Annotated in this window: 19 protein-coding genes; 10 read left to right on the top strand and 9 right to left on the bottom strand. The window is 67.6% G+C overall.

The window, feature by feature from the left end:
• Positions 1-44: 44 nt before the first annotated feature.
• Positions 45-341, bottom strand: coding sequence for an HNH endonuclease (locus ABLE92_RS08200; RefSeq protein ID WP_348804559.1), 297 nt, complete (start codon positions 339-341; stop codon positions 45-47).
• Positions 342-543: 202 nt separating this feature from the next.
• On the opposite strand from ABLE92_RS08200, the gene ABLE92_RS08195 reads away from it, so the two are divergent.
• From ABLE92_RS08195 to ABLE92_RS08185, 3 genes are read left to right on the top strand one after another with little or no spacing between them, the layout of a single operon-like run.
• Positions 544-1,092: a hypothetical protein gene (locus ABLE92_RS08195; RefSeq protein WP_348804285.1), complete on the top strand. Its 549-nt coding sequence runs from the start codon at positions 544-546 to the stop codon at positions 1,090-1,092.
• The gene (locus ABLE92_RS08190) at positions 1,046-2,236 is read left to right on the top strand and encodes a type III PLP-dependent enzyme domain-containing protein (RefSeq protein WP_348804284.1); all 1,191 of its coding nucleotides are present in this window, start codon (positions 1,046-1,048) and stop codon (positions 2,234-2,236) included. The genes ABLE92_RS08195 and ABLE92_RS08190 overlap by 47 nt, the downstream gene beginning before the upstream one ends.
• Before the next feature lie 42 nt (positions 2,237-2,278).
• Positions 2,279-3,535, top strand: a complete 1,257-nt coding sequence (locus tag ABLE92_RS08185) for an MFS transporter (RefSeq protein ID WP_348804283.1) — start codon at positions 2,279-2,281, stop codon at positions 3,533-3,535.
• 10 nt (positions 3,536-3,545) lie between these two features.
• On the opposite strand, the gene ABLE92_RS08180 is transcribed toward ABLE92_RS08185, so the two are convergent.
• The 3 genes from ABLE92_RS08180 to ABLE92_RS08170 are packed head-to-tail and all read right to left on the bottom strand — an operon-like array spanning position 3,546 to position 6,194.
• Positions 3,546-3,899: a Fe-S protein gene (locus ABLE92_RS08180; protein WP_348804282.1), complete on the bottom strand. Its 354-nt coding sequence runs from the start codon at positions 3,897-3,899 to the stop codon at positions 3,546-3,548.
• Between the two features lie 26 nt (positions 3,900-3,925).
• Entirely contained in the window at positions 3,926-4,981 is a 1,056-nt protein-coding gene (locus tag ABLE92_RS08175) for a 2Fe-2S iron-sulfur cluster-binding protein (RefSeq protein WP_348804281.1), read from the bottom strand.
• A 1-nt stretch (position 4,982) separates the two neighbouring features.
• Positions 4,983-6,194: a cytochrome P450 gene (locus ABLE92_RS08170; RefSeq protein ID WP_348804280.1), complete on the bottom strand. Its 1,212-nt coding sequence runs from the start codon at positions 6,192-6,194 to the stop codon at positions 4,983-4,985.
• Between the two features lie 208 nt (positions 6,195-6,402).
• Between ABLE92_RS08170 and ABLE92_RS08165 the strand changes: the two genes are divergently transcribed.
• The 3 genes from ABLE92_RS08165 (at position 6,403) to ABLE92_RS08155 (ending at position 9,911) form a co-directional block, all read left to right on the top strand.
• Positions 6,403-7,368, top strand: coding sequence for an AraC family transcriptional regulator (locus ABLE92_RS08165; RefSeq protein WP_348804279.1), 966 nt, complete (start codon positions 6,403-6,405; stop codon positions 7,366-7,368).
• A 122-nt stretch (positions 7,369-7,490) separates the two neighbouring features.
• Positions 7,491-8,732, top strand: a complete 1,242-nt coding sequence (locus ABLE92_RS08160) for an acyl-CoA dehydrogenase family protein (protein ID WP_348804278.1) — start codon at positions 7,491-7,493, stop codon at positions 8,730-8,732.
• A 33-nt stretch (positions 8,733-8,765) separates the two neighbouring features.
• Positions 8,766-9,911 carry an acyl-CoA dehydrogenase family protein gene (locus ABLE92_RS08155; RefSeq protein WP_348804277.1) on the top strand — a complete coding sequence of 382 codons (1,146 nt, stop codon included), beginning with the start codon at positions 8,766-8,768 and terminating at the stop codon, positions 9,909-9,911.
• Between the two features lie 12 nt (positions 9,912-9,923).
• Here ABLE92_RS08155 and ABLE92_RS08150 read toward each other — a convergent pair whose 3' ends face one another.
• A complete protein-coding gene (locus tag ABLE92_RS08150; RefSeq protein WP_348804276.1) occupies positions 9,924-11,018 on the bottom strand; it encodes an oxygenase MpaB family protein in 1,095 nt (364 codons plus the stop codon).
• 112 nt (positions 11,019-11,130) lie between these two features.
• Here ABLE92_RS08150 and ABLE92_RS08145 point away from each other — a divergent pair, with 112 nt between their 5' ends.
• Positions 11,131-11,742: a TetR/AcrR family transcriptional regulator gene (locus ABLE92_RS08145; protein ID WP_348804275.1), complete on the top strand. Its 612-nt coding sequence runs from the start codon at positions 11,131-11,133 to the stop codon at positions 11,740-11,742.
• A gap of 30 nt (positions 11,743-11,772) precedes the next feature.
• On the opposite strand, the gene ABLE92_RS08140 is transcribed toward ABLE92_RS08145, so the two are convergent.
• The 3 genes from ABLE92_RS08140 to ABLE92_RS08130 all read right to left on the bottom strand — a co-directional run bounded on the left by ABLE92_RS08140 (position 11,773) and on the right by ABLE92_RS08130 (position 14,988).
• Complete coding sequence (locus ABLE92_RS08140; protein WP_348804274.1) at positions 11,773-13,173, bottom strand: S1C family serine protease; 1,401 nt, start codon at positions 13,171-13,173, stop codon at positions 11,773-11,775.
• A gap of 88 nt (positions 13,174-13,261) precedes the next feature.
• A complete protein-coding gene (locus ABLE92_RS08135; protein WP_348804273.1) occupies positions 13,262-14,068 on the bottom strand; it encodes an ABC transporter permease in 807 nt (268 codons plus the stop codon).
• Positions 14,068-14,988, bottom strand: coding sequence for an ABC transporter ATP-binding protein (locus ABLE92_RS08130; RefSeq protein ID WP_348804272.1), 921 nt, complete (start codon positions 14,986-14,988; stop codon positions 14,068-14,070). The genes ABLE92_RS08135 and ABLE92_RS08130 overlap by 1 nt, the downstream gene beginning before the upstream one ends.
• 124 nt (positions 14,989-15,112) lie before the next feature.
• On the opposite strand from ABLE92_RS08130, the gene ABLE92_RS08125 reads away from it, so the two are divergent.
• Together ABLE92_RS08125 and ABLE92_RS08120 are read left to right on the top strand one after the other, a co-directional pair.
• A complete protein-coding gene (locus ABLE92_RS08125) occupies positions 15,113-16,294 on the top strand; it encodes a sensor histidine kinase (RefSeq protein ID WP_348804271.1) in 1,182 nt (393 codons plus the stop codon).
• A gap of 16 nt (positions 16,295-16,310) precedes the next feature.
• Positions 16,311-16,961 (top strand): response regulator, encoded by a 651-nt coding sequence (locus ABLE92_RS08120; RefSeq protein ID WP_348804270.1) that lies wholly within the window; start codon positions 16,311-16,313, stop codon positions 16,959-16,961.
• 25 nt (positions 16,962-16,986) lie between these two features.
• On the opposite strand, the gene ABLE92_RS08115 is transcribed toward ABLE92_RS08120, so the two are convergent.
• Positions 16,987-18,243, bottom strand: coding sequence for a multidrug effflux MFS transporter (locus tag ABLE92_RS08115; RefSeq protein WP_348804269.1), 1,257 nt, complete (start codon positions 18,241-18,243; stop codon positions 16,987-16,989).
• 22 nt (positions 18,244-18,265) lie between these two features.
• On the opposite strand from ABLE92_RS08115, the gene ABLE92_RS08110 reads away from it, so the two are divergent.
• Entirely contained in the window at positions 18,266-18,775 is a 510-nt protein-coding gene (locus ABLE92_RS08110; RefSeq protein ID WP_348804268.1) for a MarR family winged helix-turn-helix transcriptional regulator, read from the top strand.
• Positions 18,776-19,136: the final 361 nt, after the last annotated feature.

The raw sequence follows: 19,136 nt of genomic DNA, 5'->3' as shown, positions 1-19,136 counted from the left end.
ATCATCCATCGACTCCGGTGATGGGGGTCTCGTGAGCGAAACCCTCACTCGTCGTCGGAGCCGATCAGCGCGCAGATCTCGGCATGACGCGACAGGAACCGGCGTTCGTCCAGACGCTTGCGGCGCATCCAGGCGGTGACCTCGAGATTGCACTTGCCGGCATTGCACGATCGGCAACTCGGCACCACGTTGGTCACCGTGTACCGCCCGCCTCGGGAGATCGGCAACACGCAATCCTTCTGCAAGGGTGTCCCCGTCCGTCCGCAGTAGGCGCACCCGTCCCACAGCGACGTCAGCCGCTGCCACTGCGCCGCGGTGAGGTCGTGCTCGACGGCATCCATCCGGCGTTTGCGGCGTCGAGCGTATCGGCGTGCGCGGGTGCGGTTGGGCGTGGCCACGACGACCACCGTAATGGGACCGGCGTACCCGACCTTCGGTGACGCGCCGATGAGGTAGTGGATGCGACGCGCACGGCTTCGGCTCGCCCCGGACGGGTAGCGGTCTACTCGTGCCGATTCCCGTCGCAGCCGCGACGGTTGTCCCATGTCCGAACAGAGATGGCGGCACAAGGCCCTCGAGTGGTGCACACGGTATCTACCCGGTGAGATCATCGGCACCGCAGCCGAACTCGGGGGCGCGGCGCTGGTCTACCTGGCGACCGGGTCGCTGGTGGCGGCCGCGGTCGCGGCCACGATCAGTGCCACGGTGGGCTACTACGCCACCAACTATGTGCGGGCGGTCCGTGCCTATCGGGCACAGGGTGTCGGGATCCTCGCCGCGAACGGATGGTCGTTGCGCAGCATCCTCATCGAGTTCGGGCCGGGGGAGATCGTCGACTCGGTGATCATCCGTCCCCTTGCCTACTATCTGCTGCCGCTGTTGCTGGCCGGCTCGGCGTCGTCGGGTTCGGCCGGCTGGACCGTACTCGGCTGGGTCGTCGGAAAGCTGTTGTCGGACAGCATCTTCTACGCCTGCGCCATTGTCTCCTACGAACTGAATCGTTCTCGTGTCGTGCGCTACGACGCAACCCCGGAAGGACACCCACATGGACTCACGGTATCGCCGGCAGCTGGCGAGGACGCTGGCCGATAACGCCGCTCGCCACGACTGGTCGCGCCTCGTCGCCGAGCACGGCACCCCGCTGCTGGTGTTCGACCCGGCTGCGGTCGGCGACGTCATCTGCGAGCTGCGCTCCCTGATGCCCGACATCGAATGGCATTTCGCGGTGAAGTGCCAATCGCACCGGGAAATGTTGTCGGTGTTGCGGGATCATTCGGCGGCATTCGACCTCGCATCGCGCTCGGAGGTGACGCTGGCGGTGACGTCGGGCATCGCACCGGACCGCTGCATCGTGACCAATCCCCACCTGACACGCTCGGACGTCGAGTACGCCGTCGCCGCCGGGATCCGGACCTTCGTGGTCGATTCCGAGGAACAGATCGAGCGGTTCGCGGCGCTGCCGGTCGTCCCTGAGCTGCTCGTGCGGTTCGCGCCGCCGGACACCGGCGACGCCGGTGTACCCGCCGCACACCTCGATCTCTCCGCCAAGTTCGGTGTCACCCCCGACGAGGTGATCGCGCTGGTCAAGCGCATCCTGACCATCGGAGCGCGGCCGGCCGGGGTGAGCTTCCACGTCGGCAGCCAATGCGTGCACCCGGCCGCGTTCTCGGTGGCGATCGCCGCCGCCCTCGAGATCGTCGACGCCGTCACCGCGGCCACCGGCGTGTCCATGACGACGATCGACATCGGCGGTGGCTTCCCGGTGGCCCACCGGGCGGCGTTGCCGTACTCGCTGGCCGATTTCGCGGTGGCGATCGACGCGGCCTTCGGCGCACGGCGCACCGACTTCCGGATCATCGCCGAACCCGGACGGGTGCTCGCCGCGCCGGCGATGACGTTGCTGAGCAGCGTCATCGGGTCGACCACCCGCGCGGGCCGGCGCTGGCACTTCCTCGACGACGGGATCTACGGCACGTATTCCAACATTCTCACCGAACGGATCTGGCCGGCCATCCTCGCCGGCGCCGAGGTCTTCGACGGTGTCGACGCCGTCACGCCGGTGGTACTCGCCGGGCCCACCTGTGACAGCACCGACGTCATCGTCGTGGATCATCCGATGCCGCCGATGGCCGCCGGTGAATTGGTGATCAGCCCGATGATGGGGGCGTACACGACGGTCACCGCGTCGGCGTTCAACGGGTTCGGTGCGGCTCGGGTGGTCACCGTTCGGCACTGACCTCACGTGCGCTGAACTCACATGCGCTGACATCATGGGGCGGTGACGACCACCGCTCGCCGCCGCTCCGCGGTCGCCGTCACCGTGGGCGTGTTGTCGGCGTTGTACTTCGCGCAGGGGCTGCCGTTCGGGTTCTTCACCCAGGCGCTGCCGGTGGTCCTGCGCGAATCCGGCTTCTCGCTCATCGAGATCAGCGCCACCGGACTGCTGTTCGCGCCGTGGGCGCTGAAGTTTCTCTGGGCACCCTTCGTCGACCGGTACGGCACGCGGCGCCGCTGGCTGCTCAGTCTTCAATTCGCTTGTGCCGCAGTCGCATGCCTGATGGCATCGTTCGATGTCGTCGGCGGGTACGGGGTGCTGTTCGTCGGGATCGCCGTTCTCAACACCCTCTCGGCGACCCAGGACGTCGCCACCGACGGCGTGGCCGTGACGCGCCTGGGTCCCCGGCAACGGGGCCTGGGCAACGGCATTCAGGTGGGTGCCTACCGGATCGGCATGATCGCCGGTGGAGGTGGGCTGCTGTATCTGTACGCGGTGGTGGGGTGGCGTGGGCTGTTCCTGGCGATGGCACTGGCCCTGGTGCTCTGCACCATCCCGGTCTGGTGGTTGCCGCGTGAGCGCGTCTCCGACCACCGCGAATCCCACGAGGGACCGACGTCATTTCTGCGGACGGCCGGAACGTGGCTGGAGCGCCTCCGGCGGCCGGGAGTGGTCGGCCTGATCGCGCTGATCGCGGCGTACAAGTTCGGCGATTCGATGGGGTCGGCGCTGACCGGGCCGTTCATGACCGACGTCGGCATGTCGTTGCTGCAGATCGCCCTGGTCAAGGGCGTGTTGTCGTCGGCGGGTGCGCTGGTGGGGGCGGCGCTCGGTGGCTGGATCGCCTATCGGTACGGCCGTCGGACCGCATTGCTGCTCGGTGGGCTCACCCAGACCGTGGCCCTGGGGCTCTATCTGACCGCGGCGCTCGGGGTCGGCGGGTTCGGGCTGATCGTCGCGGCGAGTCTGGCCGAGCACATCTTCGGGGGTGCGGCCACCGTCGCCGTGTTCACGGTGATGATGGACGCGGCCGAACGTGCCCACGCCGGTGCCGATTACACGCTGCTCGCGTGTTCGGTGGTGGTGGTGCAGGGTGTGGCCGGCCTGGCCGCGGGTCTCGTCGGTCAGCTGTGGGGGTATCCGGCGTTGTTCGGCAGTAGTCTGCTGATCTCCGGGATCGGTTGTGTGGTGCTGATTCTGGCGCTCGATCGCGGTGCCGGGACCGACGGCGTGCGGGTCGGATACCGCCTGCGGTGGTGACCGGGCGCACTCACCAGATGACCGCGACCGCCGCTGCCCCCGCCGACAGGACCATCGCGAGGACGAACAGCGCACGCGCAACGGGTTCCCCGGTCCGGCGCTGACGTGCGCTGCCCATCCCCAGCACACCCCCGAGGATCAGCAGAATGACCAGCTTGACGCCGATCTTCGTGTAATTCGGCTCGAAGTCCGCCGGCCAGGGCGCGGCCAGGACGATGCCGGTCAGCAGCGACACCAGCAGTCCGTAATCCATCACGCGGGTGAAGCGGAACCGGCGTGCCGCGGCCTCGGCGACCAGTGCGCCGAAGGTCACGGCGAAGCCGATGATGTGCACCAGGACTATGACGCTGCGTAGTACATCCACGGTGCCAGGGTAGCGAGCGTCGCGGATCAGGCGGTGAGTTCCGTCGACTCGGGTGTGGTGGCGGCAGCGGAATACCGCTCCCGGTTGATGTTTCGTCCCGCCATCCGGCGGCGCTTGCATACCTTGACCGTCGCGTCGACCATCGCGGGCGGCCCACACAGGTAACCGACATATCCCCGCAGCGATGCGAAGTCCTCGAGCAGCGCATCTCCCACGTAGCCACGCCGACCGTCCCACTCCTCGCGACTCAGGCACGGGGTGAACCTCACGTGCGGATGGTTCCGCGTGAGTTCCGCCCAGAAGTCCAGGTCGTAGAGATCCCCCTGGTGACGAACCCCGTGATACACGTGGATCTCGTGGTCGGGATTGATCATGAGTGCCTGCCGCGCAATCGCTTTCAAGGGTGCGAGGCCGGTGCCGCCGGCCACCAGGACCAACGGTGCGTCGGTGGTGTCGTCGTGGACGAAGTCGCCCCACGGGCCGCGTACCCGGACGCGATGGTTTACCGCGAGCTCGGCGAAGATCCACTTGTCGGTGGCCGCGCCGCCCGGCACCCGCCGGATGTGGAACTCCAGCGTCGAGTTCTCCGATGGTGTGTTGGCCATCGAATACTGGCGTAGGTGACCTGTCCCCGGAATCTCCACCTCGACGTACTGTCCGGCCGAGAACTCCAGCGGCTCATCGAGTTCCAGATGCATCGCCACGGTGTCCTCGGCGACGTGCCGCAGTGCCGTGACGGTGCCGTCCACATCGCGAAGCCGGTGTGCCGGAACGGAATCGCTTGCGGTGTCCACGACGATCCGGGCGGCCGACCGTGGCCGCGACTGGCACGCGAGAACGTATCCGGCGGCCCGGTCGTCGGCTCCGAGGACGGTGTCGGGGATGTCGGGCGTGTCGACGCTCCCGGTGCTCAGTCGCACCTTGCAGGTTCCGCAGGTGCCCTGATTGCAGGAGTTCGGCAGGTAGACACCGTTGCGGAGAAAGGCGTCGAGCAGGGTCTGATCCTCGGTGCAGTCCACCGAGCGTTCGGCATCTCCGGCGACCGCGCCGTCGACGACGATCTGATGGGTCACAGGGTCCATCTCAGGCCTCCCACACCACGTTCAACGAGGTCGGTCCGCGGAAGCCCCAGCCCCAGAACTCCACGTCGGAGGACGTGTCACGCTCGAGGTTCGGGATGGACTCGAAGAGTTCCTCGAGACCGATCCGGCACACGTGATTGGCGAAGTAGATGCCGGCGCAGGCGTGGTTTCCGGCACCAAAGGCCAAGTGCGGCAGCGGCGGTCGCGACAGGTCGTACTCCGACGGCGCGGTGTAGGTGGCGCTGTCGTGATTGGCCGACCCATACGACATCAGCACCACGGTGCCCGCCGCCAACTCGACGCCGGCCACCTCGACGTCGGTGATCGCGACCCGCGCGGTCGCCGACCAGATGGGGGAGGTCCAGCGCATGCCCTCGGAGATCGCCCGCGGGATGAGACCGGGCTCGTCGACGACCTGCTCCATCTGATCGGGCCGGGTGAACAGTCCGACCAATGTGGAGGCCATCGCGTGGCCGGGTTCCTGCATCGCGCCGAGCAGATACACATACAGCGTCGGGTAGATGTAGTCGCGATCGCGGGTCTGGCCGTCGGGCATCCCGTCGTGTAGCCAGTGCGAGATCGCGCTGTCGTCGGGGTGAGCGATCCAGTGATCGATCTTGGGGTCCACGATCGCCCGGATCTCGGCCTTCGCCGCGTCGCCCTCACGGAATCCGTCCGGGTTGGTGAACTCGCCGTTCTCGTCGACCCCGGCGTTGGTGAACGAGTGCGACAATTTGTGGAACCACTCGCGCAGCGTGTCGGAGCTGACGTCGTGCAGTCCGAGCAGGTCACCGAGGGCGCGAACGCTCACCGGTTCGCAGTACTGGGCCACCAACTCGGCGCTGCCCACATCCTCGAACTGCTCGAGGTAGCGTCGCGCGATCGGACGGACCAGATCGTCGATCCACCGATCGACCTCCTGCGGCTGCAAGGCCGGATCGACCATCGACCGGAGGTCCGCGTGGATCGGCCCGTTGACGCCGATGACGGCGGGATGCCCGAAGGTACGGCCGCCGGCCTTGGTGATGATCGCCTCGAACCGATCGCTGGTGGCGATCGTCCGGCAGATCTCCGCGGTGCTGGCGACGTAGGAGCCCAGCACCGGGATGTAGGCGAGCGGTGCCTCGGCCCGCAGCCGTTCGTACACCGGGTACGGGTTGCGTTCGAGTTCGGTCATGGTGATCTCGTCGATCCAGGTCAGCGTCGTGGTCATGACGGGGTCCTCACAAGGTCGGGGGCTGATGACGTGTCGCCGACGGTAGGGGTGTGCGGCGTCGGTCCACGACACCGATCACGCGGCGGTGGTACGAAATGCGCGGCGAGATTGTGACGGGCATCGCTATCGCGGGTGACTGTGAGGTAGACAAGGTGTGGGTCGGTTCAGCCCGCCGACTCCAGAACAGACCGAAAGACCGCACTCGATGTCCACCGAACGCGCTCACGGTGACGGCTCCGCCACCCGTGACTGGGACAGCGCCCACCGGGCGGTCGCCGCTGCGTACTTCCCTCACGAGCTCACCGATCCTGACGGCGACGGAAAGGTCGACCTGTCGCTGCAGACCGTCGAACTCGGCGCGGTGACCATCGGCCGTCTGTCCTGGGGCACCGACGTCGCGATCGAATGCGCCTACCCGGGTGCCTACGAGGTCAACATCCCACTGTCGGGACGTCTGCATTCCCGGTCGCGGGCGTCGCGCGGTGATGTCACCGACATCGTCTCGACACCCGGCCGGGGCACGGTGTTCACCGCGGGCCGGCCGTCGCTGATCAGTCGCTGGACGGCCGACTGTGACGTGATCGGTGTGAAGTTCGACGCCGCTCATCTGGAACGGGAGGCCGACCGCGTACACGCCGCGCGCTCGCGCGGACGACTGGTCCTCCCCGAGCAGGTCGACCTGCGGACCGACGAGGGCCGCTCGTGGCTCAACCTGGTGACCGCGTTGTCGGCGCAGCAACGTGAACCCGTCGATCTGCTGGCGAATCCGCTGGTCGGTCCGCAACTGGCGACCGCGGTCACGGCGGCCTTCCTGCTGATGGTGGGTCCCGAACCCGTCGACGCCGCGCGGCCGCTGCGCCCTCGCACGGTCAAACGTGTCCTCGATGCCCTCGAAGCGGACCCCGCGCATCCGTGGACCCTCGCGGAGATGGCCGCGCAGGCGCCGACGAGTGTGCGGCGCCTGCAAGAGGCGTTCGCCGAACATCTCGGGGCGAGTCCGACGGTGGCGCTGCGTGACATCCGGCTCGCGCGGGCGCACCGCGACGTGGAGGCCGGCGCGGGAACGGTCAGCGACATCGCGGCCCGCTGGGGGTTCAGCAGCGCGAGCCGGTTCGCGGCGGCGTATCGACGGCGGTACGGGCGTCCACCGTCGACGGCGCTGCGGAGTTGAGTTCGCGCGCATCGCCTCTGCGAGGCGGCCCCGCGGTGTACGCGGAGTGATCTATGTCGTAGATTGGGTGCGATCATATATGTGATACGGATACTGGCCGACACGGACAAGGTGGCACACCGATGGACATGAACTTCTCGGACGCGGACATCGCGTTCCGCGACGAGGTGCGCGAATTCCTCGACGCCGAACTCACGCGAGAGCTGCGGGAGGCGGGCCGCCTGCGCACCAGCGTCTACACCGACCACGAGGCGTCGATGGAGTGGCAGGCGATCCTGCACAAGCGGGGGTGGGCCGCTCCGGCATGGCCGGTCGAGCACGGCGGCTGTGACTGGTCGCTGACCCAGCACTACATCTTCAGCCGGGAATCGGTGCTCGCCGGTGCGCCCGCGCTCTCGCCGATGGGTATCCGGATGGTGAGCCACGCGATCATCGCCTTCGGCACCCAGGAGCAGAAGGACTACTTCCTGCCCGGCATCCTCACCGGGGAGGTGTTCTTCTGCCAGGGCTACTCCGAACCCGAATCCGGCTCGGACCTCGCGTCGCTGTCGATGTCGGCCGTCGAGGACGGCGACGACCTCGTCTGCACCGGCTCGAAGATCTGGACAACCCATGCCGCAGAGGCGAACTGGATCTTCTGCCTGGTGCGCACCTCCCGCACCGGCAAGAAGCAGGAGGGCATCACCTTCGTCCTCATCGACATGAACTCGCCGGGCATCGAGGTGCAGCCCTTGGTGATGGCCTCCGGTGAGAAGGTGCAGGCGCAGGTCTTCTTCGACGGAGTTCGCGTGCCCAAGAAGAATGTCCTCGGCAAGATCGACGACGGCTGGACCGTCGCCAAGTACCTGCTGGTATTCGAGCGTGGCGGCGGCGCGGCCGCACCCGCCCTGCAGGTGATGGTGGAAAACCTCACCGAGCACGCGGCGACGGTCATCGGGCCCGCCGGCGTTCCGCTGTCCGACGATCCGGCGTTCTCCGCGAAGATCTCCGATGCGCGGGCACGTGCCAAGGTTCTCGAGATTCTCGAGTTCCGTGCCCTCGCGGAGATGAATGCCGGCCGCAACCCGGGTGCGATCTCGTCGATGCTCAAGGTGCTCGGCACCGAACTGAGCCAGGAGATCACCACCCTCGCCGTGGAAGCGGCCGGAACCCGCGGTCGCGCCTACCAGCCCGTTGCGGCAAAGCCGGGCGGCCCGATCGCCGACTACGTGCCTCCGGCCGACGGATACGTCTCCGGCGAAACGTGGCAGGCGGTCGCGCCGCTGCTGTACCTCAACGATCGCGCCGGCTCGATCTACGCCGGCAGCAACGAGATTCAGCGCAACATCCTCGCCAAGGCCGCTCTCGGCCTGCCCCAATTCTGACCGGCCGCGCGGCCCGATACCGAGTAGGAACCCATGGACTTCGATCTCACCGCCGAGCAGCAGTTGCTCTCCGACGGACTCACGAAATTTCTCGACTCCCGATATGACCTCACCGAGAGCCGCAAGGCCGCGAAGGTCGGCGACGGCTGGCAGCCGGCGATCTGGCGTTCCTTCGTCGACGAACTCGGCGTGGTCGGCGCCTGCCTTCCGTCGTCGGTCGGTGGCTTCGACGGCGGCCCCGAGGAACTGATGGTGGTCACCGAGGCGCTCGGCCATGCGCTGGTCGTCGAGCCGTTCGTCGACACCGTGGTGCTGGGCGCGGCCCTGCTGGCCCGGACCGGACACGAAGGCGCCCTCGCGGTGGCCCACGCCGTCGCCGAGGGCGGCGAACTGCTCGCCACCGCGGCCCTCGAGGAGGGATCGGGTGGCCGGCTCCATCACGTCACCACCACCGCCGAGCGCTCCGGTGACGAATGGATCCTCAACGGCGCCAAGACCGTTGTCACCACCGCCCCGATCGCCGGGCATCTGATCCTGACCGCGCGCACCGCCGGCGAGGCCGACGACCGCGACGGCATCGCGCTGTTGTTGATCCCGCTCGGCGACGCGACGCCGGACGGTCTGACACTGCACGCGTTCCGCACCGTCGACGACCGGCAGGCCGCCGACATCACCCTCGACGGTGTGCGCCTGCCGGATTCGGCGCTCATCGCCTCCGGCGAGGAGGCGCTGGGCCTGCTCGAGCAGGCCTGGGACACCGCCACCGCGGCAGTCGTGTCGGAGGCCGTCGGGCTGATGCGCAAGGTGCTGGCCGACACCGTCGAGTACACCAAGCAACGTCAGCAGTTCGGCCGCCCCCTGGCCGGATTCCAGGCACTGGCCCATCGCATGGTGGACATGTACATCGAACTCGAACAGGCCGTTGCCGCACAGTATCTCGCGATCCTGTCACTGAATTCCGAACCGGCCGAACGTGCGGCGGCGGTGTCGGCGGCCAAGGCCACGATCAGTCGGGCGGCACGATTCATCGGCCAGAACGCGGTGCAACTGCACGGCGGAATGGGGATGACCGAGGAACTGGCGGTGGGTCATTACTTCCGTCGGCTGACGGTCATCGAGTACGAATTCGGTTCCGCCGACGCACATCTGGCTCGATTCGAGCGGCTGTCGCGGGCCTGATCGCCCGGCGCCTCAGAACTGGGCGGCGGAGATGCGGCGCTCGACCTCGGTTCGATCCAGTGGAAGGTCGCTACCGGGAACGTGCGTGGGCTCGGTGTGGTCGGCGGTCGTTCCGGCCGCCACCCGCCGCCGGGCCTGCTCGAACTCCGGGGTGTCGCCCATCGTGGCCCGCAGACCGTTGAGCATACTCCACACGATCGCGCGACGCGCGCGCCGTTCGATCGGTGACGGCGGCCGGTGCATCACCAACTGGGCCGCCCACCGTGGCATGGTGTCGCGGATGGCCCAGTCCACGGCGGCCTGAGTGGGATCGGTGACGTTGTTGCCGGTCGCCATGGCGGCCCCGTAGGTGAGGGACAGTCGGGGAAGGTATTCCCGCAGACACGTGAGGGTGTCGGCCTTGGTCGTCGGCAGATCGGTGGCGCCCAACGCGTGCCCGACGCGCACGAACTCGGCGTAGTACCGATCCAGGTCGTCGCCGCGCAACGGGCGCGGGTGATAGATCTCGTGGGCGGTGGCGATACCCCAGACGACCGTCGCATAGTTCCAGCGCAACCAGTCCGGGTCGTCGGCGTCGTAGGCCGCGCCGTCGGGCCGGGTGCCCTTGATCGTGTGGTGCATCGCGCGCACGGTTCGCGCCAGACGTTCGGCGGTGTCGGTGGTGCCGTACGCGGTGCCGATGAAGAAGGCGAGCGAGTGGCCGAGTCGGGTGGCCGCGCCGTCGGGATCGAGACGTGGCAGTGCTGCCGGGTCATCGGACTGCTCGACGAGTCGGGAATGGTGCATTCCCATCCAGTAGATGCTCGGATCGAGGCGTTCGAGGTACGACGCGCACTGCAAGCCGAAGATCAACGCCGGCGTGTGCGAGTGGACATACCACGTGGCGCTGTCCGGACCGAACCACCCGGGATCGCCGGCGGGCTGATCGAACACCATGCCGCGGAAGAACTTCGAGCGCACATTGGTATCGAAGAACTGGTTGAACCAGTGTCCGAGGAGTTGGTGCGGCAGGGGGACCAACGACCCGACGGGCACGACCGGCAACTCGGGCAGGCGCAGCGGGCCGGTGGGCGTGAGGCGGCGGGGCAATGTGGCGAGCGACGACATCGGCAGGGCCTCCCGGGTGAGAAAGTCTGGTCACAGGTGTACCCAGACTACATTCTGGTCACGGACGTGACCAGGGTTTCGCCGGCCGCCGATCCCGTCGTACGGTGATGCGATGGCGAATGCGACCCGATGGGCGGGGGTGCCCCTGAGTGATCGGCGTGCCGATCGGCGCGCCCGGCTCATCGATGCCGCGTTTGCCGAGGTCGGCGGCGAGACCCCCGGTGTGCTGTCGGTGCGATCGGTCTGCCGCGCCTGCGGTTTCAACACGCGATACTTCTACGAGAGTTTCACCGGCGTCGACGAATTACTCGGGGCGGTCTACGACGATGTCGCACGGGATCTGGCCGAGGAGGTGGCAGCCGCGGTGACGGCGGCCGGCCGTTCGGCTCGGGCGCGCACGGCCGCGGGAATCCGTGCGGTTCTCGGATTCTGCTCGCAGGACGTGCGCCGTGGCCGCATTCTGTTCACCCACGATCGGGCCAATCCGGTGCTGGCGGAGCGCCGAGCGGCCACCGAGGAACTACTGATGACCTCGGTGCTCGCGGAAACGCTGAGCAGACAGCAGATCTCGGGCGGTCGGGGCCGGGATGTCGTGGGCGGCAGGGTGGCGGCGGCGATGTACACCGGTGCGATGACCGCACTCGCCGAGCAGTGGATCGGCGGGCACCTCGGTGACGACCTCGACGAGGTGGTCACCGCCGCACTGACATTCATTCTGCGGTGACGGCTGCTCGTTCCTCGGGTCTCGAGGCGCTCAGGGTGTGCCGTTGCCGGGCACCGTGGTCTGCTCGGTGTCGACGGCGCTGCCGAGCGTCACCGACACGGTGCGCTCGCCCCCGCTGCCGGACACGGTCACCGGGACGGCCTCACCGGGCGTGTGGGTGAGGACCTGGGCCATCAGATCGGCATACGAGTCGACCTTTTCGTCGCCGACCTTGGTGATGACGTCGCCGGCACCGATACCCGCCGCGGCCGCGGCGCCGTCGCGGGTCACGCCGGTCACCTGCGCGCCGGTCACACCGCCGGCGGCGGCGTTCTGTGTGTCGCTGATCGAACCGGTTACGCCCAGAACAGGTTTGGTGGCCTTCCCGTCCTGGAGTAGTTCGTTGGCGACGCGTCGTGCGGTGTCGATGGGGATGGCGAAACCGAGGCCGAATGCCTGTACGCCACCCTGTGAGGACTGGCCGGTGTCGACGGCCGAGTTGACGCCGATCACCTGTCCGGACAGATTGACCAGCGGCCCACCGGAATTGCCCGGATTGATGGGTGTGTCGGTCTGCAGGCCGTTGTACACCGTCACCTGCGAACCCTGCTCGTCGCCGGCGGTCACCGTCCGCGACAGCGCGCTGATGATGCCGGAGGTCACCGTGTTCGACAGGCTCTCGGGGCTGCCCACGGCGACGACCTGCTCGCCGACCTGGAGATTCGCCGAACTGCCCAGCGGTGCCGCGGTGAGACCGGATACGTTCTGCAGCTTGATGACCGCGAGATCGTAGGACGGTGACGTGCCGACAATCGTTGCCGCGTTGGTGTTCTGATCGGCGGTGGTGACCTGTATCCGGGCGCCGCTGCCCACACCGTTCACGACGTGATTGTTGGTCAGGACGTAGCCGTCGGAGGACAACACGATGCCACTGCCGATGGCGGTGCCCTGCGCCGTCGCCACCGCGATGTCCGCGGTGAACTTCGAGGCCGCAGCCGCCGCGTAGGTGACCGAGCCCGGTTGTGACGGTTGCGCGGGAGCGGTGGCCGCCGTCCCCAGTTGTGGTGTCGCGGTGGTGGTGTGATCGATCAACGTCGCGCCCCCGAGCGCCACCGCACCGCCGAAGAGGCCGGCGATGAGGGCGGTCGCGATGATCGGTTTCAGCGTCGATCTCCGTTGCGCGACGGGTGCAGGAGCGGTGTGGTGCGGCAGCACTCCGGTGACCGGAGGCATCGGCGGCGGCGAGTATCCTCCCGGCACCTGATGGGTGCCGGGAGGATACGGCTCGGTCCACTGCGTACCCGGACGGCGCCACTCCGGCGGGACGTCGGCGGCCGGACCGGGGTGGGCGCCCTGTGAAATCGGGATGGTCGGCTCGGGTCCGATCGGTCCGGTGGTGCCCGGTCCGGTGGTGATCGGTCCGGTGGTCTCGGAATGAGGATCGCTGGTCACCAGACCACGTTGCCGACGCTCACTGAGAGGAGGCCAAGCGAAACATCAAGAATTCTCTGACATTTCGCCGTCATCTGCAGGTGCAGATCTACTTGATCTCACTGCGCAGGATGCGTGCGACACCGATCGCGAGGGGGAGGGCGATCCAGAGGAGTGCGGAGACCGCGATCTTGGCCCACTCGCCGCCGGTCGGCCAGAACTCGGTCTGGAACGGCTCCTGGGTGGCTGCCACGTCGATCCATTGGCCGAGATGGTCGGCGAACCACGGGACCACCTGGCTGATCAGGGCGAACAGTGTCGGCAGTGCGAAGTACGCGACGATCGCACCGGGAGTACTGAGCAGCAGGGCGGCGAAACCGAAACCGAGGAGGAGACCGAACAGTTGCAGGACAAAGGAATTGACGAGCCCGGCGGCGGTGAACGACCACGCGCCGGCCGGATCGGGCAGGGCGACGGTGGCGATCACGTTGCCGAGGGCGCCCATGGCCAGCGCCACCGCGACGGCCCCGACGGCCGCGATGAGCGCCGTGGTCAACTTCGCCACGACGATGCGTTCCCGCCGTGGCTCCATGGTGAATGTGGTCAGTGCGGTCCGCTGGCTCCACTCGCCGGTGACCAACAGGATCGCCATAACCGGCAGGATGATGCCGATCGGGATGTTCATCATGCCGAAGAACTGGCCGAAGGTGAGGTTCGCGGGGTTGTCGCGATTGGCGATCAGCATGGCGACCATGACGATCACCGAGCCGAGTCCGATGGAGGCGGCCAGCCAGAATCCCGCCCGGGTGTCGACGAGCTTGCGTAATTCGACCCGAATCAGACGGCTCATCGGGATGGCGGTGGCCCGTTCGGCGACGGCCGCGGTGGTGGTGGGGGATGCGGTGAGTGTGGTCATCAGAAGGCTCCTGCGGTGAGTCGTTGTTCGCGTTGGGTATCGGCGGTCAGGGACAAGAACATCTCCTCGAGTTGTGCTCCGTCGCCGCGCCGCAACTCGGTGAGCGCGATGGAGCATTCGGCGGCGATGCGTCCGACGTCGACGGGTTCGGCGTCCACGGACAGGCCACCGGTCGCGGTCCGCGTGACGGTGAGGCCGGCGCGATCGAGCGCGTCGGCCAGCGTTCGGTCGTCGGTGGAGGCGACGACGGTGCCGGTGCCGGCGAGCAACTCCGACTTGGTGCCCTGGGCGACGATATGGCCGTTGCCGATGACGACGAGGTCGTCGGCGATGATCTCGATCTCGTGGAGCAGGTGAGACGACAACAGGACGGTGCCACCACGATCGGCATAGTTGCGCAGCAGTGACCGCATCCAGTGGATGCCGGCGGGGTCGAGACCGTTGGCGGGTTCGTCGAGGATCAGGATGCGCGGGTCACCCATCAACGCGTTGGCCAGACCGAGACGCTGACGCATGCCCAGGGAGTAGTTCCGGACGCGTCGTCCCGCCTCGTCCGGGGTGAGGCCGACGAGTTCGAGCATGTCGTCGACCCGGCTGCGGGGTGCGCCGATGGTCATGGCCGCGAGGCGGAGGATCTCGTCGCCGGTACGCCCGGCATGCTGGGCGGACGCGTCGAGCAGGACGCCGACCTCGGCAGCCGGATTCGGGATGTCGCGGTAGGCGACCCCGTCGATGAGTGCGGTGCCCGACGTCGCGGGAGTGAGCCCGGTCATCACGCGCATGGTGGTCGATTTCCCTGCGCCGTTGGGGCCCAGGAAGCCGGTGACCTGCCCCGATCGGCAGGTGAAGGTGACGTTGTCGACGGCGGTGTACTCGCCGTATCGCTTGGTGAGTTCGGTGACGGTGATCATGTGTCCCATCGTCGGCGTGACGAATGGTCGTGTGCATCGGGCATGAGGCCGGGATCGGTCTACGACCAAAGTCGGATGCACGGTGGCCGCCGGTGGGACGCGGATCAGGGTTGCCCCCCACTACGGTGAGGGGGTGCGCCCCGAGGACTATCAACCACCACTGACGTGGTGGAGTCACATCTGGCGTCTGCTGCTCATGCTGGCGATCTCGGGCCTGGTGGTGAGCTCACGGGCCGACACCGGATTGGGCGGTACCACGTGGTGGTTGGCGGTGGACCTCGGACTCGGCGTGGCGAGTTACGTGGCCACCTGGTGGCGGCGCTCGCACCCGGTTCTGGTGTGCACGTTCACCACCCTGTGTGGTGCGGTGTCACTGAGTTCGACCGGTGCCGGTGCGCTCGCCCTGGTGTCGCTGTCGACGCGGCGGCGCTGGCGGGAGATCATCCCGCAGGCCGTGCTGGGTCTGGTCTGCGGGCTGATGTCCGAGGAGATCTTCCGGACGTCGAGCGATGGCGGTGCGAGAGAACCCCTTCTGGTGCTGCTGGTGTTCCTCACCGCCATCACCGCGGTCATGGTGGCCTGGGGTATGTACATCGGATCGCGTCGAGAACTGCTGGCCACCTGGCGATCTCGGGCGATGCTCGCCGAACAGGAGCAGCAGGCCAAGGTCGCCCAGGCGCGCTCGGTGGAGCGGGCGCGTATCGCACGGGAGATGCATGATGTTCTGGCGCATCGGATTTCGACCGTCAGCATGTTCGCCGGGGCGTTGGCCTACCGTACCGATCTGAGCTCGGACGAGGTGGCCGACACCGCGAGGACCATCGAGGAGAATTCCCGGCTCGCGCTGACCGAACTGCGTGAGGTGCTCGGCGTGCTGCGTGAGGGTCCGGGTGACGCCGATCCGGAGCAGCCGCAGGTGGGTCCGGCCGAGATCGATGATCTCGTCGCAGCGGCCGACGACACCGGTATTCGGGTGACCTACACGCGCACAGCGGATCTCGACGAGATGCCGGCGAGCACCGTGCGAACCCTGTATCGCTGTGTGCAGGAGGGGTTGACCAACGCGCGTAAGCACGCTCCGTCGTCGGCGGTGACCGTGCGGATCGAGGCGGGCCGCGAGTCGGGTGTGGATCTGCTCGTGGTCAATCCGTTGCCGATCGGCGGTGTCCCCGCGGCCCTGCCGCGTTCGGGTCTCGGGCTGATCGGTGTCGCCGAACGAGTGGAACTCAGCGGCGGTCGGCACTCGACGACGCGCACCGACGACGGGATGTTCATTCTGCATGTGTGGCTGCCCGGCACGGGTGCGCCCGAGTGAGGGAGTGGTGACCGCCATGGCACGTCTGATGATCGTCGACGACGATCCACTGGTCCGATCGGGGCTGAAGTTGTTGCTCGGTGGCGATCCGGCGTTGTCGATCGTGGCCGAGGCACCCGATGGTCGTGCGGCACTGGAGGTCTTCGCCGCCGATCCGGTGGATCTGGTGCTGATGGATCTGCGGATGCCGGTGATGGACGGGATCGCGGCCACCGCGGCGCTCAAGGAACTCGAGGCACCGCCCGCGGTCATCGTGCTGACCACCTTCGACGCCGACGACTATGTGATGCGTGCGTTGACCGTCGGCGCCGACGGATTCCTGCTGAAGGACACCCCGCCGGAGAAGATCGTCGCGGCGATCGCCGATGTGCTCGCCGGTCAGCCCGCACTCAGTCCGTCGGTCACGGCGGCGTTGATCAAGCAGGTGGTGGATTCCCCCGACCGCGCGGGCACGGTCCGGGCCCGGGCGAACCTCGACTCGCTGACCGAACGGGAACGGACCGTGGCGATCTGGTTGGCCAAGGGGGCATCGAATGCGGAGATCGCGGCGGCGCTCTACATGAGCGTGGCGACGGTCAAGGCACACATCACCCACATCTTCGCGAAACTCGGTGTCGCGAACCGGGTTCAGGTGGCGATCCTCGTCCACGATGCCGGGTGGGAGTAGCGGGGTCGGCCCGGATCTGTCCGTGTCAGACGGGTTCGGGGACCGGTGTCGGCCTCCCGCGTCCGGCGGCGAGGAAGGAAGCGATCGCGATCACGGCGGCGATCAGCATGACCACGGCCAGTGGGGCGGCGGTGTCCGGGCCCTGGATGCTGACCAGTGGGGACACCAGTGCGCCGAGACCGAATTGCAGCGCGCCGAGCACCGCCGAGGCGCTGCCGGCGTGCGAGCCGACCGCCGACATCGCCAGGGCGGTCGCGTTGCCGAAGATCATGCCGAGGCTCCCGACCATCACGAACAGTGGCACGGCCAGCCACATCGCCGGTGCGGCGGTGACGACGAGAATCCCGAAGGTGATGACCGCCAACGACATCACCGATAGTCCGATGCCGACCAGGTGGCGGACCTGGCGGGTGGCGACCAGTCGTGCGGCCAGTGCACTGATGGCCATCAGGGCGAGCGCGTTGGCGCCGAATGCCAGCCCGTAGCCGCCGCTGCTGAGTCCGATCATGTCCTGATAGACGAACGGCGACGCGGAGATGTAGGCCATCATGACCGCGAACGAGAACGCGAATGTGCCGGCGTAGCCGAGGAATCCCGGCCGGAGCAGCTCACGCGGTGAGGCCGCGGCGGCGGCCGTGGCGGTGGTGGCCGCGGCATCGCGCCGACGTCGGTCCGGGGGCAGTGTCTCGCGGACGACGCCGATGATCGACACCAGCATGAGGACCGAAATGCCCAGTACCACACCGAGAATCCCGCGCCAGCCGATCGGGTTCACCAGGAATCCGCCCAGCAGTGGTGCGAGGACAGGGGCCACGCCACCGACGATCATCATCAGGCTGAACGCCCGTGCCGCGGCCCGGCCGGCTGCCAGGTCGGAGATGATCGCCCGGCCGATCACCATTCCGGCCGCACCGCCGAATCCCTGCGCGAAGCGTGCGGCCACCAGGACGCCCACCGACGGCGCGATCACCGCGACGATGCCGGCGGCCACGCACAGTGCTGCGCCGAACAGCAGGGGACCGCGACGACCGAACCGATCCGACAGCGGGCCGAACGCCAACTGCCCGGTCGTCACGCCGACCAGAAAGGCGGTCAGCGTCAGCTGGATGGCGGTCGCCGAGGCCGACAATTCGCCGGTCATCTCGGGGAATGCGGGCAGGTACAGGTCGGTGGCGAAGGGTGCGACCGCCGACAGCAGCGCGAGTACCAGCAGCAGCGGACCGGTGATCGCTCGCTCGGTGCGCGGTTCGCTGGTCACGGACGCGGTGGTCGACGAGGTCATATAGTTATGAGATCATATCCAAATGAGTGATGTCGAATCGTACGGCCCTGCTGCGGGGTCGATGGGCGACGCCGGGTTGAGCGTGAACCTTCTCGTCGATATCGCCGAGGTGGTTCTGCGGGTGGCACGAGAGATCGAACCCCATGGGCCGGCCGGAGTCAGTGGGGTCGTTCCGCTCAATGGCAGCGAAGTCCTGGTGATGCGCTGGATTCATCACAATCCCGGGACGTGTCCCGCCGAGGGGGCCACGGCGACGGGCCTCAAGCGCAGCAACTTCTCGGCCGTGCTGCGTTCACTGGAGGCCAAGGACATGGTGCGACGCAGTCCCGATCCCGACGACGCGCGGTCGGTGCGGTTGTATGCGACACGACGAGCCGAGACCTCGATCGCGCGACTCCACGACTTCTGGCGGCGGCGACTGACCGGTGCTCTCGACCAGGCTTCCGCGGATTCATCCCTCTCTGAAGCTGAATTACTCACCGCGCGAATGGTTCTCGAGCGACTCTCGGCGGGCCTGCGCACCGCGCGCTGAGTTGTTGATCGGGTCGGGGCTTCGTCGGAGGGGCGTACATGCGCGCCCGTGTGAATTCTGTTCACCACAGGGGCGTACGTTCACCACAGTTCACCCCAGGGGAAACTGTTCACTGAAGGTACGAAATGCCTTGCAACCGTTACACATTCACCTCATGATTCACCCCATGACGAACTGATTATCGGCTACACTAGATGGCAGCGGCACTCACACAGGGGGACGAATGAGCGACCACGACCTCGCCGAGATTCTCGACGTCATCATCGACAACCTCACCGAACCGAGCATCGACCAGAAGTCGCTGACCGACCGGCACGCCACCGAGGTGATGACCCAACTGCGCCTCATCCGCAACCTCGTC

This window comes from Gordonia oleivorans (genome assembly GCF_040044975.1).
Lineage (GTDB): Bacteria > Actinomycetota > Actinomycetes > Mycobacteriales > Mycobacteriaceae > Gordonia > Gordonia oleivorans.
Note: the sequence above shows the minus strand (reverse complement) of the source record. Positions and strands in the feature narration are given on the sequence as shown.

What these genes read in the sequence shown, in the direction of transcription:
- ABLE92_RS08200 (WP_348804559.1), bottom strand. Translation starts at nt 341, where the DNA reads ATGGATGCCGTCGAGCACGACCTCACCGCGGCGCAGTGGCAGCGGCTG.
- ABLE92_RS08195 (WP_348804285.1), top strand. Translation starts at nt 544, where the DNA reads ATGTCCGAACAGAGATGGCGGCACAAGGCCCTCGAGTGGTGCACACGG.
- ABLE92_RS08190 (WP_348804284.1), top strand. Translation starts at nt 1,046, where the DNA reads ATGGACTCACGGTATCGCCGGCAGCTGGCGAGGACGCTGGCCGATAAC.
- ABLE92_RS08175 (WP_348804281.1), bottom strand. Translation starts at nt 4,981, where the DNA reads ATGGACCCTGTGACCCATCAGATCGTCGTCGACGGCGCGGTCGCCGGA.
- ABLE92_RS08170 (WP_348804280.1), bottom strand. Translation starts at nt 6,194, where the DNA reads ATGACCACGACGCTGACCTGGATCGACGAGATCACCATGACCGAACTC.
- ABLE92_RS08165 (WP_348804279.1), top strand. Translation starts at nt 6,403, where the DNA reads ATGTCCACCGAACGCGCTCACGGTGACGGCTCCGCCACCCGTGACTGG.
- ABLE92_RS08160 (WP_348804278.1), top strand. Translation starts at nt 7,491, where the DNA reads ATGGACATGAACTTCTCGGACGCGGACATCGCGTTCCGCGACGAGGTG.
- ABLE92_RS08155 (WP_348804277.1), top strand. Translation starts at nt 8,766, where the DNA reads ATGGACTTCGATCTCACCGCCGAGCAGCAGTTGCTCTCCGACGGACTC.
- ABLE92_RS08150 (WP_348804276.1), bottom strand. Translation starts at nt 11,018, where the DNA reads ATGTCGTCGCTCGCCACATTGCCCCGCCGCCTCACGCCCACCGGCCCG.
- ABLE92_RS08145 (WP_348804275.1), top strand. Translation starts at nt 11,131, where the DNA reads ATGGCGAATGCGACCCGATGGGCGGGGGTGCCCCTGAGTGATCGGCGT.
- ABLE92_RS08135 (WP_348804273.1), bottom strand. Translation starts at nt 14,068, where the DNA reads ATGACCACACTCACCGCATCCCCCACCACCACCGCGGCCGTCGCCGAA.
- ABLE92_RS08130 (WP_348804272.1), bottom strand. Translation starts at nt 14,988, where the DNA reads ATGGGACACATGATCACCGTCACCGAACTCACCAAGCGATACGGCGAG.
- ABLE92_RS08120 (WP_348804270.1), top strand. Translation starts at nt 16,311, where the DNA reads ATGGCACGTCTGATGATCGTCGACGACGATCCACTGGTCCGATCGGGG.
- ABLE92_RS08115 (WP_348804269.1), bottom strand. Translation starts at nt 18,243, where the DNA reads ATGACCTCGTCGACCACCGCGTCCGTGACCAGCGAACCGCGCACCGAG.
- ABLE92_RS08110 (WP_348804268.1), top strand. Translation starts at nt 18,266, where the DNA reads ATGAGTGATGTCGAATCGTACGGCCCTGCTGCGGGGTCGATGGGCGAC.